The sequence below is a fragment of the Bradyrhizobium sp. LA6.1 genome, from assembly GCF_040547805.1.
GTDB classification, from domain to species: domain Bacteria; phylum Pseudomonadota; class Alphaproteobacteria; order Rhizobiales; family Xanthobacteraceae; genus Bradyrhizobium; species Bradyrhizobium barranii.
Genome location: NZ_JBEPQK010000012.1, coordinates 81,173 through 97,809, shown reverse-complemented (window position 1 = coordinate 97,809; position 16,637 = coordinate 81,173). Strand labels below are relative to the sequence as shown.

The window sequence follows — 16,637 nt, the reverse complement described above, 5'->3', positions numbered from 1 at the left end:
AGTGAGTCATTGCAGTCGCAATCGATCAGGCTACCGCTGCCAACCTGCCATCGGCATGCGGGTTTGCGCAAAGCAGACGCTTGCGAATGGCCTCTTCAACGAGCGCGAGCGCTTCCTTGGCTTGTCGCGCTTCGGCTTCCGCAACTTCGGCGCGAAGCTCTACGGCCGTCAACTTATCCTTTTGAGCTTCAATGCAGCACTGGGCTTGCTCCAGCGCTCGGCAAGCATCTTGCAGCTTAGTTTGGGTGGCTACGGTGAGTTCACGCTGTGCCCGCTCGGCGGCCTCCGCTCGCCCTTCGGCCAGCCGCAATCTTTCTATGGCGCTCGTGCAAAGTGATTGGGCACGGGCTTCGGTCTCGCGGGCGTGCTTCTCCATATCGCGGAAGACATCGGCCGCTTGATATACCAGATCGAGAGCTGTTGCTCCCTTGTCTGGTGCCAGCGGTGAGGGAAAGCTCAGGATGCCCTCATCCCCTCCAACTGGCGCTCTGGAACCACGCTGCGCCATGCAGTTCAAGCTCGTCGCGAACACATATACACGGGCAGTATCATGAATAGCTATGGTTAACGGATGGTTAAACAGTTGCATGCCTGGAGATGTCGTCACGGCGCGCGGCGGGCAATGGCACCGAAAATTAGTCAGTTCTTTGGGCGTGCCTAGCGTAGCAGCAGAGGCTCGCGCCGGCGGCTGGACCGGCACATCGGCCGCTGACTTTCCTCTCCATGCAAATTTGGTCGGCTGCCATTCCTCGGGAATAGGCGCTGATCGAGTTCCGTAGCGGTTGACCTTTTTGCCGCTACCCAGTTGGATGCGCGCGCAAAAAGGCACGACGACATCCCATCGTGGATCTGGAGAGGTCGACGATAAGGTCTGAGCCCGCGCGGGGCTTTGGGCGATCCGTCGTTGGACTGTGCCGTACGTTCAACAGGGGATTTCCATGACCTTTTCCAGCATCTTCGCGCAGTTCGTCGCGCTGATCGGCGGTGCCGCGCTGCAATGGCGGCGGCTGTCGGGCACCGCGCCCGCGCCGGCCTGGGGCCAGGCGCCGGCGATTCCCGAAGCGAAGCCGCAGGGGGCGCTGCCGACCTTGAAGATGCCGACGGCCAGGGGCTGGAGCGAGGGCCAGAAGCCGACGGTCGCCCCCGGGCTCAAGGTCAATGCGTTCGCAACCGGGCTCGACCATCCGCGCTGGATCGAGGTGCTGCCGAATGGCGACGTGCTGATCGCGGAGGCGACGCAGATTGCGGGCGCGCCGAGGTCGGTGTTTCACTATGCGATGCAGGCGACGATGCGGCGCGCCGCAGCGCTCGGAGTCAGCGCCAACCGCATCACGCTCCTGCGCGACAAGGACGGCGACGGCGTCGCCGAAGTGCGCGGCGCCTTCATGGAGAACCTCAGCCAGCCCTTCGGCATGGCGCTGGTCGGCAACACATTCTATGTCGGCAACACCGACGGCGTGATGGCCTTCCCCTATGTCGCCAATGCCGACCGCATCACCGCGCCGGGCAAGCGGCTCACGACGTTCAAGCCGAGCGGCCATTGGACGCGCAGCCTGCTCGCAAGCCCCGACGGCAAGAAGCTCTATGCCGGTGTCGGCTCGCTCAGCAACATCGCCGAGATGGGCATGGAGGTCGAGGAAGGCCGCGCCGCGGTCTATGAGCTCGATCTCGCCGCCGGCACGCATCGCATTTTTGGTGCGGGACTGCGCAACCCGGTTGGACTCGCGTGGGAGCCCAATACGAACGTGCTCTGGACCGTCGTCAACGAGCGCGACGGTCTCGGCGACGAGACGCCGCCGGACTATCTCACCTCGGTGCGCGACGGCGGCTTCTACGGCTGGCCCTATTGCTACTGGGGCAAGACGGTCGACGATCGCGTGCCGCAGGATCCCGCGATGGTCGCCAAAGCGCTTCAACCGGACTACGCACTCGGCGGCCACACCGCTTCGCTCGGCCTGTGCTGGATGCCCGCAGGGACCCTGCCCGGCTTCCCCGACGGCATGGTGATCGGCCAGCACGGCTCGTGGAATCGCAGCACTCTCTCGGGCTACAAACTGGTGTTCATCCCGTTCGAAAACGGCAAGCCCTCCGGCCCCAGTCGCGACATCCTGTCGGGCTTCCTGTCCCCGGACGAGAAGGAATCCTACGGCCGTCCGGTTGGCGTCGTGATCGGACCCGACAAGAAGTCGCTGCTGATGGCCGACGACGTCGGCAACGTGATCTGGCGCGTCACGGGCGCGTAGAGGTTACGTCCCGACACAAAGCGTGGCGCGCTGCTTGCGTAGCAGCGCGATCACGGAGAGCGCCGTGATCAGGCCCGTCTTGGGATTCTCCGACGGGATGTTCTCGATCGACATCGAGAAGCGCGCCGAATCCGCCTCGACTTCGATGCGGTGAACGTTGCGCGTCACGGTCGGATCGGCCCAGATCTGCACGGAGGTGCGGTCCGGCCCGACGCCCGCGAGCGACAGCGCGACCGCGACGTTGAGATTGGCTGGAAAGCCCTTTGCGGCCTCGCGCGCGGTGCCCTCGAACAGTTTGAGCGGCTCGCGTAGATTGTCGATATCGATGTTGTTTTCGACGATGAAGGGCGCGCCCTTCAGACCGTCGATCGGCTTGCGCGTCACCATCTTCACCGAGTTGATGGTGCCGATTGCGGCGGCGTTGACGGCGTCCAGCCCGATCAGCGCTCCGGTCGGCACGATGATGCGGCCGCCATTGGCGCGGGCGAGATCGACCAGATCAAAATTGTCGAGCAGTCCGCCGACGCTGACGACGACGGCGGCCTTGCCGCGCTTCACCGCGGGCTCGACGATCGCGCGCAACTGGCCGCTCGGCGCGCATTCGACCACGATATCCGCGGCGTCACCGAGCTGATCGATCGGCAGCACGGATGGCGCACGACGCAGGCCGCCCAGAAACGCCTGATGCTTGGCGGGATCACGCACGGCGACAGCGGACAGCGTCAGCCCCTCGATGCCCTGATCGAGTGCGGTCGCGATCTTGGTGCCGATCGAGCCCAGGCCTGCGATGGCAACCCGCAATTCGTTCGAAGCTTTCTGTGCAGTCATCGCGTCCCACCTTCTCGCCAGGCCAATGTCATAGCCGCTCACGCCTCCCGCGCATAGCTGCGCAGGCGCGCCTCCAGCACCGCCAGCATGGCATCGCGGGCCGGGTCGCGCGAACCGCGCAGCCATGCGGCGGCAAGCGGCAGCCGGCCGATGGGGCCGCTCTGCTTCGGCCGCAGCGGCACGAAGCGCACGCCTGATACCGCCATCCGCGTGGTCCAGCGCGGCACGATCGCAACGCCGAGCTTCGTTGCCACCAGATGGATGATGGTCTGCTTCTCGTCGGCGACCTGCACGATGCGCGGCGTCAGCCCGGCCTGCTCGAACAGCTTGATCGTGAGGTCATGGCTGTGTGGCCGCGAGCGGCGGTCCGGCACCAGCATCGCCTCGTCGGCGATCTGCGCCAGCGTGATCGACTTGCGCTCGGCGAGCGGGTGGCGTTGCGGAAACGCCACGATCGCGGTCTCCTGGAGCAGATCGCGGAATTCGAGCCGCTTGTCCGCACTGTCGGGCGGGCGGACGAAGGCGAGATCCAGCGCGCCGGTCAAAATCTTCGGCAGCAGCCGGACGGTCTTGTCTTCGAGCAGCTGCACCGCGATCTCAGGATGCTTGTCGCGGAAATCGCGCAAGAGCGGCGGCAGCAATCCCGCTGCCGCGCTGTCGATGGCGCCGACCCGCAGCCGCCGCGCGGCGCCGGCACGCGAGCGGTTGCGCAGATTGCTCTCAACCGCCTCGACCTTGGCGAGGATGGCGCGGGCATCGCGCAGCAGCGTCGAACCGTCTTCCGTCAGCGACACCGCGCGCGTGGTCCGTGCGAACAGCCGCGTTCCCAGATCTTCTTCCAACAGCCTGATCTGCCGGCCGAGCGCGGAGGGCAGCATCTGGAGCTGCTGCGCCGCATGGCCGAAATGCAGCCGCTCGGCCGCCGCCACGAAGCATCGCAACTGATGCAATTCCATCCAAGGTCCTCTCGTCTCGCCAGGCGAGGATTATATCATTTTTTTGTATAAACCAGCGCCAATTGAGTATGCCTCCTTCCCCCGCCTAGGCTCGTTGCCGGCGTGGACCTCCGGGTCCGCCGATACAACAACAAACCGGAACTCGAGGAGGCCAGGGTGGCGAGCGAGATTCAGACGCGCGTGCTGCGCAAGATCACCTGGCGCATCGTTCCCTTCATCATGCTGCTGTACTTCGTGGCCTTCATCGACCGCGTCAATATCGGCTTCGCCTCGCTGACGATGAACAAGGACATCGGCCTGTCGCCCACCGTCTACGGCTTCGGCGCCGGCATCTTCTTCTGGGGCTATTTCCTGTTCGAGGTGCCCTCCAACATCATCCTGCACAAGGTCGGCGCGCGGATATGGATCGCGCGGGTGATGATCACCTGGGGCCTCGTGTCGGCCGCGATGGCCTTCGTGCAGGGCCCGACCAGCTTCTATGTGCTGCGCTTCCTGCTCGGCGTCGCCGAAGCCGGCTTCTTCCCCGGCATCATCCTCTATCTCTCCTACTGGTTCCCGGCGCGCCAGCGCGCCGCGGTGACCGCGCTATTCATGGCGGCGGCGCCGCTGTCGACCGTACTGGGATCGCCCGTCTCCGGCGCGCTGCTGGAAATGGATGGCCTGTTCGGCTTCAAGGGCTGGCAATGGCTGTTCGTGCTGGAGGCGCTGCCGGCCGTGCTGCTTGGCTTCGTTGTGCTGGCATTCCTCACCGACCGCCCGGAAAAGGCAAAATGGCTCGCGGACGACGAGCGGCGATGGCTGGTCGATGTCATGAATGCGGAAACCACCAGCAAGGCCGCGACCGCGAGCCACAGCATCTGGCGCGGGCTCGCCGATCCGCGCGTGCTGGCGCTCGCGCTCATCTATTTCGGCACCTCGGCAGGCCTCTACACGCTCGGCGTCTGGGCGCCGCAGATCATCAAGCAGTTCGGCCTGTCCACGCTCCAGGTCGGCTTCCTCAATGCGCTGCCGGCAACCGCCGCCGTCGTCGCCATGGTGCTGTGGGCGCGGCATTCGGACCGCACCGGCGAGCGCACCTGGCACGTCGTGCTCGCCTGCCTGCTCGCGGCCGTGGGGCTCGCCTTTGCCGGGCTTGCAACCGGCGTGGTCACCGTGCTGGTGGCGCTGGCGCTGGTGAACATCGGCATCTCCTCGGCCAAGCCGCCGCTGTGGAGCATGCCGACGCTGTTCCTGTCCGGCCCCGCGGCCGCAGCAGGGATCGCCACCATCAACTCGATCGGCAATCTCGGCGGCTTCGTCGGACCCGCCATGATCGGCTGGATCAAGGAGCAGACCGGCAGTTTTGTCGGCGGACTCTATTTCGTCAGCGGCCTGCTCGTTCTCTCCGCGGTCCTGACCCTGCTATTGTCGCGCGCGCAGACCGCGCCCGTCGAACCCGTCCCGCAATCCCACTGACATCTCAAACGGAGCATCTTCATGCGCACCCATTCGATCGCAGCAATTCCCGCCGACGGCATCGGCCCCGAGGTCATCTCGGCCGGAATCCGCGTGCTGGAGGCTCTGGCAAAACGCAGCGGCGACCTCGCCTTCAACGTCAAGACGTTCGACTGGGGCTCGGACTATTACAAGAAGCACGGCGTGATGATGCCGGCCGAGGGCCTTGCCGAGCTGAAGAAATTCGACGCGATCTATTTCGGCGCGGTCGGCGCGCCTGATGTGCCCGACCACATCACGCTGTGGGGCCTGCGCCTGCCGATCTGCCAGGGCTTTGACCAATACGCCAATGTGCGCCCGACCAAGATCCTGCCGGGCGTCGCCTCGCCGCTGCGCAATGTCGGCGTCGGCGATCTCGACTGGGTGATCGTGCGCGAGAACTCGGAAGGCGAATATGCCGGCATGGGCGGCCGTGCGCACAGGGGCCTGCCGGAAGAAGTCGGCACCGAGGTCGCGGTGTTCACCCGCGTCGGCGTCACCCGCATCATGCGCTACGCCTTCCAGCTCGCGCAGTCACGCCCGCGCAAATTCCTGACCGTCGTGACCAAGTCGAACGCGCAGCGCCATGGCATGGTGATGTGGGACGAGATCGCAGCCGAAGTTGCGGCCGAATTCCCCGACGTCACCTGGGACAAGATGCTGGTCGACGCCATGACCGTGCGCATGACACTGCATCCAAAGAGCCTCGACACGATCGTCGCGACCAACCTCCACGCCGACATCCTCTCCGATCTTGCCGGCGCGCTCGCCGGCAGCCTCGGGGTGGCGCCGACCGGCAACATCGATCCGCAGCGCCGCTTCCCCTCGATGTTCGAGCCGATCCACGGCTCGGCGTTCGACATCACCGGCAAGGGCATCGCCAACCCGGTCGCGACCTTCTGGACCGGCGTCCAGATGCTCGAGCATCTCGGCGAGAAGGACGCGGCAATGCGGCTGATGTCGGCGGTCGAGCGCGTCTGCGCGGCCGGCGTGCTGACGCCCGATGTCGGCGGCAAGGCGACGACGAAGGAAGTCACGGACGCCGTGATCGACGCGATCCACGGGACGAACGTGTAATCGCTACTCGACGTCATGGCCGGGCTTGTCCCGGCCATGACGAGTTGTGGATCAACTACTTCCGCCCTTGCGGCGGCGGCGCCGGCGCCGCCATCGCGGCCACAGGCTCCGGCGGCGTCAGGTGGCGCGGGACGATGATGGACTGGCCGGGAGTGAGCGGCGCGTTCTCCGCCAGCGAGTTGCTCTGCGCCAGCGTCCACAGCGGCACGCGGCGGGCGGCGGCGATGCTCTCCAGGGTGTCGCCGGTGCGCACCGGCACCCGCACGCCGCTGTCCCACAATTCCACCGGCGTGTTCGGCGGCACGAGATAGCGCAGCGGCACGGCATCGGCCTGGCTCTGCGCGGGGATGCGTGGCAGCTGCGTCACCATCTCGATGATCTGGCGATGGATGTCGTCCGACTTCTCGATGTTGATGTGCGAGACGCGGCTGTTCTCCTTGAGGTCGTAGCTCGCGTAATGGCCCCGATAGCCGGGCACGGCCACGACGTCGCCGCCGCCGAGCACGCTGTCGGAGAGGAAGATGTTGATGAAGCGCTCGACATTGAGCGGCACGTCGCCGGTCGCATGCGCGGAATCGATGGCGATGACGAGGCTGATCCGGATGTTCTCCTTGGCCGCCATCTCGGAGATCACGACCGAGCACAGCCCGCCCATGGAGTGGCCGATCAGCACGATCGGCGCCGGGCTCTCCTTGTAGCTGGAGATGACACGATCGCCGATCCATCGGCAGATGGTGAATTCATAGACGTCGGCCGAGAAGCCGGCCTTCGTCAGCTTTTCGCTGAGCCGGTCCATGCCGGTCGAGAAGATCGGCCCCATGGCGCCGCGGAACAGGTAGATCTTTGGCGGCGGCAGCGGCTCGACCGGCGGAGCGGGAGGCGGCGGCGCAGCGGTCGCGACCGCGGGGCGCTTCGGCTTCGCAGGTGAGGCAACGGCCATGCCGGTGCCTAGGGCGAGCAGCGCAACCGCTGCCAGCACGACTAGCCGCCTCAAATCGATCATCCGTCCAGCAGTCCCGCCATGGGAGGCAAAGGCCTCCTCCGCGGGCTTAGTGACCACCGATTGGGTGGATTTTGGGGCACGGAACCGGGCCCGTGACGCCCGTCGGTCGAGGTTCTCATTCTGCCCCTTACATCCCCGGCATCAGTTGAAGGGAACCCATGGCTGGGCTTCGCAGGCGTCGAGGATCACCGAGCTCTGGATTCCCTTGTAGGCGTCATCGTCGAAAAAGACCGAATAGGCCGGGTGTCTATCGGACGGACCACCGCGCTGCCTCAGGCAGACGAAATACGACGCCGGCCCGTGGTCGGTAGGACGGACGGCGGATGTCTCGAGTCCCCCGGTCAGCTTGACTTCGGCGGCTGCCTTCCTGACGCCCTCCTGCACCGCCTTGGCACCAGGCGGACGCGGAGGATGATAGACAGGAGGCAAATTCCCGCTCGATGCGCATCCCGCCAGCAAAAGCGTCAAGACGGCGGACAAGGCCGCCAGAGATCTGCGGCGGCCGAAGACGGACCTTCGCTGGCAGCACGCCAACTCATATCGTGAATGCATCGCTTGTCCCCGGTGCCGCGCTCGCTGCGCGCCTCATCCCTGGGTCAGGACGAGATAGAGGCAGCCGGCGACCGTGGGCAGGACCGCGACCAGGGCCGTCATCCAGAAGCCGGGCTCGAGCATCGAGTCCTGGTCATCCCTCTCGTCGACTGCATGCCGATCTGCGTTGGTCCGGCTCCACGCCTCATCGGCCGTGAACAGGGGAACGCTGCTCGCGCGCGCATCGTCACGCGCTGCGCTTTGGCGCAAAGCGCGTTGGGAAGGGCGAGTTATTCCGGATGTCAGCATGTCATCAACTCTGATCGGCTACCAATATGTCGAGCTCGGATGTTGCGGGGCGCGCAGCCGCATCACTGTGTCAGCGCCTGCTCTGAATTCGCTCCGGGCACAGGCGGCGGGGCCGGATTGTTGGCCGGGCTCTCCTTGGCGCCGGAATCGGTCCAGGCCGGCGGCAGGCCGAGCCCCTGCCCCGCGATGCCGGTGATGCCGGGAAACCGTCCGAACGCTTCGCAGGCGACATATTTGGGCGCACCGCCGAGCCGCACGGGAATGCTGTCCATCGGCGGCAGCGCGGGGATGCCGCCGAACGGCGACTCTCCGGTCGTAACCAGTTTTGCGAAGTCCGTGCCGAAATCGGCGGCGAGATCGTAGGCATCGCCCTCATTGGCGACCCGCGGAGAGTTCGTAATCGAGTTGGCGCCGCGCGCCCAGACCATGGCCGCCTTCTGAAATCCTGCAAAATCGCGCGCTTCCGCCTCGACCGACAGGCTGCCGAGCCCGACCGGAAGCCTCGGCACCGGTACGGGCACGCCGGGAAGCGCAACGGTCTTGGCTATCGACAGGGCTTTCGATGCGCCGGAGGCGGTCGGGCTGGTCGGCGCGGCATGCGTCACCGTCGCCTGCACCGTGAGATCGGCGTCGTCATCGGATGAGACGATACGGAAGCGCTCGCTCAAGCGGAGACACAGCTCGCGGCTGATGGCGTTCGCAACCAGGCGACGTTCCTTTTCGTTCAACACGACATCGGTGCGCGCGGGAAAGACGGTCGATGCGATCCGGATCGTCTTCGCCGCCAGCACTACCTGCTTGTTCACGCGGATCTTCGATCGCGTCACCAGCCCGTTCGCTTCCGACATCCGGTCGTAGCTCCTGAGCGAGCCGGCCTGTTCGAGCGGCGCGGTCGCACACCCTCCGAGCGCAAGCGCGGCACCCATCAGGGCCGTCCGTGGAAAGCGCATAGTCCCATTCCCGCATCGGCAGCTTATTAGAGAGATCGCTCTAATAATCACTTCTCACGCCTCGCAACATCCGTCAACATAAATAGATGGAACTCTCTAATTTTGATTTTCTCGTGGCGGATCGTCGTGCTAAACGGGGCGAGTGTGAATGGAGATGTCCGGTTTGAGGAAAGTCGACCCCGTCAAGCATGAGCAGAAGCGCGGGGAAATCCTCGGCGCGGCGATCCGCTGCTTCATCAGGGACGGCTTCCGCGGCGCTAGCACGACAGATATCTGCACCGAAGCCGGCATCAGTCCGGGCCACCTCTATCACTACTTCGCGAGCAAGGAGGCGATCATCGAGGCGATGATCGACCTCGGTCTCGCGCGGTCGGCCGAAAAGTTCGAAAAAATTCTGGCCGCCCCGGACGTGATCGAGGCGCTGCTCGTCGACATCGAGGAATCCAGCCTGCGATTTCGTCCCGCCCAGATCCTCAATCTGGATGGCCTCGCGGAGGCCGCCCGCAATCCCGAATTCGCTGAGATCATCGAACGCCACACCGGGGCGGTCCGCCGCATGTGGAGCGATTTCCTGCGCCAGGCGCAAGACCGGGGACGGGTGGATCCGGGACTCGATCCGGACGCGACGGCAAACATCCTGATCGCCCTCGTCGACGGATCACGCGCCATGCCGATCCGCAATCCGAAGCTGGATATCAAGCAGAGCGTAGAGCATCTGAGAACGATGCTCGTCCGCTTCCTGAACCCGCCCGACGCGCAGAGCGTTGCGATCAAGCCCCGCATTCAGAAGACCGGTCGTCCCCTGAAGCTGGTCAGGAAGCGATAGAGCCCGCCCCTAGAGCGGCAGGAGCCGGTTCAGCAATTCCAGCAGCATGCGCTGCTCGGCCGCGCTGAGCGGGGCCAGCATCTTTTCGTTGTAGGGCTCCGTCAGCCTTGCCCCCTCGGCAATGAGCTTTGCGCCCTTCGGCGTCAGCATCAGCTCGACGGCACGGCGGTCCGCCTTCGAGCGGTTGCGCTTGATGAAGCCGGACGATTCAAGCTCATTCAGGATCTTGATCAGGTTCGGCAGGCGCAGCCGAAGCAGGCTGGCGAGGCTGCTCGGCGGCACGCCGGGATTGTCACGAATGACGGCGAAGATCGCATAGGTCGCCGGGGTCAGGCCCAACGCGGCGAACTCCTCGTAAAAGCCTTCGAAAAACTTCAATTGCGCGAGGCGCAGCATGAAGCCGGGCGTCCGCCGGAGCGCGCGCAGGTCCAGCGATTTCTCCGGCTGCTGATCGGACTTCAACCCGGGTCTTACGGTTCTCGAACTCATGATCCTCATCCGCGGCGGCCACAGCCGAATTGACACTCTCAAAAATAGCTATAAAATATAACTATTATTTAGCGGCACCAAGACCGCATATGGGAGGGACACAATGAACAGCAAATTCCTGCACAAATTGTGCATTTTGGCTTCGATGCTGGTTGCCGCGCCGGGCTTTGCCCAGGATGCCGTGAAGATCGGCATCCTGAACGACCAATCCGGTCCGTTCGCGAGCTATCAGGGTATCGGCTCGGTCGTCGCCGCAAAAATGGCGGTCGAGGATTATGGCAGCAAGGCCGCCGGCAAACCTGTCGAGGTCGTCGCGGCCGACCATCAGAACAAGACGGACATCGGGATCGGCATCGCCAGGCGCTGGTACGAGAATGACGGCGTCGACGCGATCTTCGATATCCCCAACTCGTCGATCGCGCTCGCCGTCGCCGGCATGAGTGCCGAGAAGAACAAGGTCTTCGTCGGATCGGGGGCCGGCACGGTGCTGCTCACCGGCGAGAAATGCACGCCGAATACCGTGCACTGGACCTACGACACCTATGCCTATGGGCGCGGCCTCGGCAAGGCGATCGTGCAGCAAGGCGGCAAGAAGTGGTTCTTCATCACCGCCGACTACGCGTTCGGTCACGATCTGGAGAGGCAGGCCGCGGAGGCCGTGAAAGCGTCCGGCGGCGAGGTGCTCGGCAGAGTGCGGCATCCGCTGGGAACGGCCGACTACGCCTCCTTCCTGCTCCAGGCCCAGGCTTCGGGCGCGAACGTCGTCGGCTTCGCCAATGCCGGCGACGATACCATCACCTCGATGAAGCAGGCCGCCGAGTTCGGGCTGACCAAGGACCACAAGCTGGTCGGATTGATCCTGGGGATGAACGGCCTTCCCTCACTCGGACTGAAGTTTGCGCAGGGCGCGCAGATCATGAACCCGTTCTACTGGGATCTGAACGACGGCACGCGGGCTTTCGCCAAACGCTTCGCCGAGCGCATCCCCTCGAAGGCTTATCCCAACGACATGCAGGCCGGCGTCTATGCCTCGGTCATTCACTACCTCAAGGCGGTCGACAAGGTCGGCGGCGCCAAGGACGGCAAGGCCGTCGTCGCGGCGATGAAGGAGATGCCGACCGATGATCCGCTGTTCGGCAAGGGCTACATCCGCAAGGACGGACGCAATATCCACCCGCTCTATTTGCTCCAGGTCAAGGCGCCCGAGGAGTCGAATTCGGCCTGGGACCTGCTGAAGGTCGTCGCCACGATCAAGGGCGAGGACGCATTCCGCTCGGAGAGCGAAGGCAAGTGTCCGCTGACCACGCAATAACGGCCGGGAGCTGACCATGAGCGGCATTGCATCCAGTCCGGTCGACCCGTTCGCGCCTGACTTCCTGATGGACCCCTATCCCGCCTATGAAGCGCTGCGCGCGCTCGGGCCTGCGTTCGCGCTGGAGCGGTATGGCGTGTGGGCCATGGCAGGCTATGCCGAAGTCGAGCCGGCCCTGAAGGACTGGAAGACGTTCATCAGCGGCGAGGGTGTCGGGCTTCACGGGATGAATCCTGCCCTGCCGAAACCGCTGACACTCCAGATCGATCCTCCCGATCATGACAAGGGCCGCCGCGTCCTCGGCCGCACCCTGTCCCCGGGCGTCGCAAGGAAGCTGCGCGAGACGTTTCAGCAGGAGGCGGAGAGGAAGGTCTCGGAGCTGATCGACAAAGGCACCTTCGATGCCGTGGCCGATCTTGCGGAAGCCTATCCCATGAAAGTGTTTCCGGATGCGATCGGCATCCGGCCGGATGGCCGCGAGAAGCTGCTCGCCTGGAGCACCTTCGTGTTCGACAGCTTTGGCCCGGAGAACGAAATGCTGGCCACATCGCGCAAGGCGGGCCTCGCCGCACAGAGCTGGATCATGGAATGCTGCGCCCGGGACGCGTTGCAGCCCGACGGGCTCGGCATGATGATCTACCAGGCGGCCGACGACGGCGAGATCACCGAGCACGAAGCAACGCATCTGGTGCGGCCGTTCCTCACCGCCGGGATCGACACCACCGTCAACGGCATCGGCAACACCCTGCTGGCACTCGCCACGCACCCGGATGAATATCGCAAGCTGCACCACAAGCCGGAGCTGGCGCGCAACGCTTTCGAGGAGGGATTGCGCTACGACTCACCGGTGCAGACATTCTTTCGCACCACCTCGCGCGATGTCGAGATCGGCGGCGGCGTGATCCCCGCGCACCGCAAGGTGCTGCTGTTCATGGCCTCCGCCAACCGCGATCCGGCGCGGTGGGACAAACCCGACCGCTTCGATGTCGAACGAAGTGCGACCGGACATGTCGGCTTCGGCGCCGGCATTCACGCCTGCGTCGGCCAGATGATCGCGCGTCTGGAAGGCGAATTGATCTTCGGCGAGCTCGCAAGACGCGTGAAGACCATCGAGCTCACGGCAGAGCCGAAACGCAGGCTCAACAATTCCCTGCGCGGGCTGGAGAGCATGCCGGTCCGCGTGACCGCCGCTTAGGCGGCATCACGCGGTGCTGCGGGCGCGACGCGCCCTCAGTTCCTGGCCGGCGCCGTCGCCGCCGCCGAGCGCGCCTGCCGCGGGGCCCTGGGTGCGCCGGGTTCGGCGACCGGACCTGCCGGGGCGCGCGAGCGCAAGATGGCGGCGTCGATCTCGCCGATGACGCGGCGCTGGATCGCCTCGTTCTTGTCGATCGAGATGTGGCCGACGCCGGTGCCGCGGACGTCGACATTGTCGAGCTTGCCGCGGAGGCCAGCCGCGGCGCGCACCGGCTCACCGGGACCATCGCCGATATAGATGTTGATGTAGCGCTCGGCGCCGGTCGACAGCCTGGTCTTGAATACGGAATCGAGGCCGATCGCGAGCTTCACGGGCACCCCGAGCTGGTTGAGCTTGGCGATCATGTCCGGCAGCGCGGTCGCGCCGGAGGAATGGCCGACCAGGACAATGGTCTTGACGCGACCGGCCCTGTAGTTGGCCGCGGCCTCATCAGCGAGCGAGGACCAGGACACGAAGTTCGCGACGGTCACCTGGACGCCCTGCGCCTGGAGGCGGGAGCCGATCGTATCGAGCCCGAGCGAGAAGATGTTGAGCACGCCGCGGAGCAGGTAGACATGGGTGGTCGCGGCCGCGGACTGGCTCGGCGCCGCCCTGGCGGTGGTCGGGCTAATGGCAACAGCTGACAGCAGGAGCAGGCAGATCGCCCACACACGGAGGGCGGGCAACTGGCTGGCGCCGGCGGTGTGACGGCCGTTCGGTCTCATCTCGATGTTTTCCCTGGGGACGATACGCTTTGCGATTGGCCGGAATCGTAGCCACGGCCTGCTCGCAGACGCAACAAAGAGGCGCGTGAGCGGCAATCTTAGCCGCAAGTCGTGACCCTCGCGCAACACTTGCCCGGAACCTGCCACCGAAGGGGCTGTTTTGAGACCATTTTTCTCCGGCCAATTGCGGCCGGGCAAGTGCATTCCTATTTCAGGGCTCCGCTGACCTCCTCCCCGGACGGTTCCAGCCTCCCCCTCCCCAGTCTTTACCTTTCAGCCCTGCGGCCATCATGTCCTCCATCATTTCCGTCGCCAATTTGTCGAAGACCTACGGGTCCGGCTTCAAGGCGCTCAAGAACGTCAATCTCGACATCAAGCGCGGCGAGATTTTTGCGCTGCTCGGCCCCAACGGCGCCGGCAAGACCACGCTGATCTCGATCATCTGCGGCATCGCCAACCCAAGCGAAGGCACGGTCCTCGTCGGCGGCGAGAACATCCAGACGTCGTACCGCAAGGCCCGCTCGCTGATCGGCCTCGTGCCCCAGGAATTGCACACCGACGCCTTCGAGAGCGTGTGGGCGACGGTGAGCTTCTCCCGCGGCCTGTTCGGCAAGCCGAAGAACCCCGCCCATATCGAGAAGGTGCTGAAGGACCTCTCGCTCTGGGACAAGAAGGACAACAAGATCATCACGCTCTCCGGCGGCATGAAGCGCCGCGTGATGATCGCGAAGGCGCTGTCGCACGAGCCGCAGATCCTGTTCCTGGACGAGCCGACCGCCGGCGTCGACGTCGAGCTGCGCAAGGGCATGTGGGAGGTGGTGCGCACCCTGCAGCAATCCGGCGTCACCATCATCCTGACCACGCACTACATCGAGGAAGCCGAGGAGATGGCCGACCGCATCGGCGTCATCAACAAGGGCGAGATCGTGCTGGTCGAGGACAAGGCGACGTTGATGGAGAAGCTCGGCAAGAAGCGGTTGACGCTGCATCTGCAGGGCAAGGTCACGACGCTGCCGGACAGCCTCAGCCATTACGAGCTCGACGTCTGCGACGGCGGCGCGACGCTCGTCTACGACTACGACACCAAGGGCGAGCGCACCGGCATCACCAGCCTGCTCAGCGACCTCCGCAACGCCGGCATCCGCTTCAACGATCTCGACACGACGCAATCGTCGCTCGAGGACATCTTCGTCGACCTCGTGAGGACGTCATGAACCATCGCGCCATCCGCGCCATCTATCTGTTCGAAATGGCGCGCACCTGGCGTACGCTGCTGCAAAGCATCGTCTCGCCTGTCGTCTCGACCTCGCTCTATTTCGTGGTGTTCGGTGCCGCGATCGGCTCGCGCATCAGCCAGGTCGAGGGCGTCAGCTACGGCACCTTCATCGTGCCGGGCCTGATCATGCTCTCGGTGCTGACGCAGAGCATCGCCAACGCTTCCTTCGGCATCTACTTTCCGAAATTCACCGGCACGATCTACGAAATCCTGTCGGCGCCAATTTCCTATGGCGAGATCGTGCTCGGCTATGTCGGCGCCGCCGCGACGAAGTCGATCATTCTCGGCCTGATCATTCTCGCCACCGCCGGCCTGTTCGTGCCGCTGCACATCCATCATCCGGTCTGGATGCTGACCTTCCTGGTGCTGACGGCGGTGACGTTCAGCCTGTTCGGCTTCATCATCGGCATCTGGGCCGACGGCTTCGAAAAACTCCAGATGATCCCGATGCTGGTGGTGACGCCGCTGACCTTCCTCGGCGGCAGCTTCTATTCCATCGACATGCTGCCGGCAGGCTGGCGCACGGTGGCGCTGCTGAACCCGGTCGTCTATCTGATCTCGGGCTTCCGCTGGAGTTTCTACGAGATTGCGGATGTCAGCGTGTCCGTCAGCATCTGCATGACGACGGCGTTCCTGGTGATCTGCCTCGCCGTGATCTGGTGGATTTTCCGCACCGGGTACCGGCTGAAGAACTGAGCTGTCATTCCGGGGCGCGACGAAGTCGCGAGCCCGGAATCCATCGGGCGGCAGAGTTGGTGGATGAATGGATTCCGGGCTCGCCCTTCGGGCGCCCCGGAATGACGATGGTGGACTTACCTGTAGCAGTGGAAGCGATGGTAGCCGTCATAGTAGCCGCGGCAGCGGTAGTGGCGGTGATGCGGAATACCGAACACGCCCTCCACCGCACCGACGGCCCCTCCAACACCGGCGCCCACCGCGCCGCCAACCACGCCACCGACAGGCCCGGCGATCCGGTTGCCTTCATAGGAGCCTTCCTGGGCGCCGCGCACGATGCCCTGGGCGTGGCCGGGTTGCGGCAGCGACAACAGCGCGAGCAGGATGGCGGTGGCTGCGAACAGCAGGCGGATGGGCAAACCGGCCGGCAATTGCGCGGCGGCGATACGGGCTTTGTTCATCTTCGGTCCCAAGGGAATTAAAGGGGAAAGGGCAGCGGAAGCCGCCCGTCGAGGGCAGCCACGATCAACGCCTGAAGCGGCCGAATGGTTGCGCCTTTGTGACGAATTGTCGGCGTTGTGACTGCTCGGCACGCTCGCGAAAATGTCAGCGCCGCCGCCAGCCACGCGGCACAAAGCGGCCTTGCTTACGCCCGGCATCGCGTTAACGATGGAGGGGCAGCCCGCTGGAACGAAAGCCGGATTGCAGGCATATTGCACGCCGGGGGACG

General features: G+C 64.9%; 18 protein-coding genes. 8 read left to right on the top strand and 10 right to left on the bottom strand.

Annotation, left to right across the window (positions count from 1 at the left end; genetic code table 11):
* Window positions 1–25: 25 nt before the first annotated feature.
* Window positions 26–589, bottom strand: coding sequence for a hypothetical protein (locus tag ABIB99_RS26900; RefSeq protein ID WP_245328559.1), 564 nt, complete (start codon window positions 587–589; stop codon window positions 26–28).
* A 349-nt stretch (window positions 590–938) separates the two neighbouring features.
* Between ABIB99_RS26900 and ABIB99_RS26895 the strand changes: the two genes are divergently transcribed.
* Entirely contained in the window at window positions 939–2,243 is a 1,305-nt protein-coding gene (locus ABIB99_RS26895; protein WP_063981567.1) for a PQQ-dependent sugar dehydrogenase, read from the top strand.
* A gap of 3 nt (window positions 2,244–2,246) precedes the next feature.
* On the opposite strand, the gene ABIB99_RS26890 is transcribed toward ABIB99_RS26895, so the two are convergent.
* Complete coding sequence (locus ABIB99_RS26890; protein ID WP_063981566.1) at window positions 2,247–3,071, bottom strand: aspartate dehydrogenase; 825 nt, start codon at window positions 3,069–3,071, stop codon at window positions 2,247–2,249.
* Window positions 3,072–3,109: 38 nt separating this feature from the next.
* Window positions 3,110–4,027 carry a LysR family transcriptional regulator gene (locus ABIB99_RS26885; RefSeq protein WP_063981565.1) on the bottom strand — a complete coding sequence of 306 codons (918 nt, stop codon included), beginning with the start codon at window positions 4,025–4,027 and terminating at the stop codon, window positions 3,110–3,112.
* A 156-nt stretch (window positions 4,028–4,183) separates the two neighbouring features.
* On the opposite strand from ABIB99_RS26885, the gene ABIB99_RS26880 reads away from it, so the two are divergent.
* Together ABIB99_RS26880 and ABIB99_RS26875 are read left to right on the top strand one after the other, a co-directional pair.
* Window positions 4,184–5,482, top strand: coding sequence for an MFS transporter (locus ABIB99_RS26880; protein WP_063986148.1), 1,299 nt, complete (start codon window positions 4,184–4,186; stop codon window positions 5,480–5,482).
* Window positions 5,483–5,503: 21 nt separating this feature from the next.
* Window positions 5,504–6,577, top strand: a complete 1,074-nt coding sequence (locus tag ABIB99_RS26875) for a tartrate dehydrogenase (RefSeq protein WP_063981564.1) — start codon at window positions 5,504–5,506, stop codon at window positions 6,575–6,577.
* Between the two features lie 55 nt (window positions 6,578–6,632).
* On the opposite strand, the gene ABIB99_RS26870 is transcribed toward ABIB99_RS26875, so the two are convergent.
* The 4 genes from ABIB99_RS26870 to ABIB99_RS26855 form a co-directional block, all read right to left on the bottom strand.
* Complete coding sequence (locus ABIB99_RS26870) at window positions 6,633–7,580, bottom strand: LysM peptidoglycan-binding domain-containing protein (RefSeq protein ID WP_063981563.1); 948 nt, start codon at window positions 7,578–7,580, stop codon at window positions 6,633–6,635.
* A 141-nt stretch (window positions 7,581–7,721) separates the two neighbouring features.
* Complete coding sequence (locus ABIB99_RS26865) at window positions 7,722–8,009, bottom strand: hypothetical protein (RefSeq protein WP_063986147.1); 288 nt, start codon at window positions 8,007–8,009, stop codon at window positions 7,722–7,724.
* Between the two features lie 156 nt (window positions 8,010–8,165).
* Window positions 8,166–8,420 (bottom strand): hypothetical protein, encoded by a 255-nt coding sequence (locus ABIB99_RS26860; RefSeq protein WP_063981562.1) that lies wholly within the window; start codon window positions 8,418–8,420, stop codon window positions 8,166–8,168.
* A gap of 62 nt (window positions 8,421–8,482) precedes the next feature.
* On the bottom strand, window positions 8,483–9,346 hold the full coding sequence (locus ABIB99_RS26855) for a DUF3313 domain-containing protein (protein WP_354178390.1): 864 nt from the start codon (window positions 9,344–9,346) through the stop codon (window positions 8,483–8,485).
* 172 nt (window positions 9,347–9,518) lie between these two features.
* Between ABIB99_RS26855 and ABIB99_RS26850 the strand changes: the two genes are divergently transcribed.
* Window positions 9,519–10,196: a TetR/AcrR family transcriptional regulator gene (locus ABIB99_RS26850; protein ID WP_063981560.1), complete on the top strand. Its 678-nt coding sequence runs from the start codon at window positions 9,519–9,521 to the stop codon at window positions 10,194–10,196.
* Between the two features lie 9 nt (window positions 10,197–10,205).
* On the opposite strand, the gene ABIB99_RS26845 is transcribed toward ABIB99_RS26850, so the two are convergent.
* The gene (locus ABIB99_RS26845; protein ID WP_063986146.1) at window positions 10,206–10,685 is read right to left on the bottom strand and encodes a MarR family winged helix-turn-helix transcriptional regulator; all 480 of its coding nucleotides are present in this window, start codon (window positions 10,683–10,685) and stop codon (window positions 10,206–10,208) included.
* A gap of 103 nt (window positions 10,686–10,788) precedes the next feature.
* On the opposite strand from ABIB99_RS26845, the gene ABIB99_RS26840 reads away from it, so the two are divergent.
* Window positions 10,789–11,997: an ABC transporter substrate-binding protein gene (locus tag ABIB99_RS26840; RefSeq protein WP_354178223.1), complete on the top strand. Its 1,209-nt coding sequence runs from the start codon at window positions 10,789–10,791 to the stop codon at window positions 11,995–11,997.
* Between the two features lie 16 nt (window positions 11,998–12,013).
* Complete coding sequence (locus ABIB99_RS26835) at window positions 12,014–13,192, top strand: cytochrome P450 (RefSeq protein ID WP_354178221.1); 1,179 nt, start codon at window positions 12,014–12,016, stop codon at window positions 13,190–13,192.
* 35 nt (window positions 13,193–13,227) lie between these two features.
* Here ABIB99_RS26835 and ABIB99_RS26830 read toward each other — a convergent pair whose 3' ends face one another.
* Window positions 13,228–13,956, bottom strand: a complete 729-nt coding sequence (locus ABIB99_RS26830; RefSeq protein WP_166101856.1) for a hypothetical protein — start codon at window positions 13,954–13,956, stop codon at window positions 13,228–13,230.
* Between the two features lie 290 nt (window positions 13,957–14,246).
* On the opposite strand from ABIB99_RS26830, the gene ABIB99_RS26825 reads away from it, so the two are divergent.
* Window positions 14,247–15,170 carry an ABC transporter ATP-binding protein gene (locus ABIB99_RS26825; RefSeq protein ID WP_028147643.1) on the top strand — a complete coding sequence of 308 codons (924 nt, stop codon included), beginning with the start codon at window positions 14,247–14,249 and terminating at the stop codon, window positions 15,168–15,170.
* Window positions 15,167–15,928, top strand: a complete 762-nt coding sequence (locus ABIB99_RS26820) for an ABC transporter permease (RefSeq protein WP_028147642.1) — start codon at window positions 15,167–15,169, stop codon at window positions 15,926–15,928. Before ABIB99_RS26825 ends, ABIB99_RS26820 begins: the two co-directional genes overlap by 4 nt.
* A gap of 116 nt (window positions 15,929–16,044) precedes the next feature.
* Here ABIB99_RS26820 and ABIB99_RS26815 read toward each other — a convergent pair whose 3' ends face one another.
* Complete coding sequence (locus ABIB99_RS26815) at window positions 16,045–16,368, bottom strand: hypothetical protein (protein ID WP_063981556.1); 324 nt, start codon at window positions 16,366–16,368, stop codon at window positions 16,045–16,047.
* Between the last annotated feature and the right edge of the window lie 269 nt (window positions 16,369–16,637).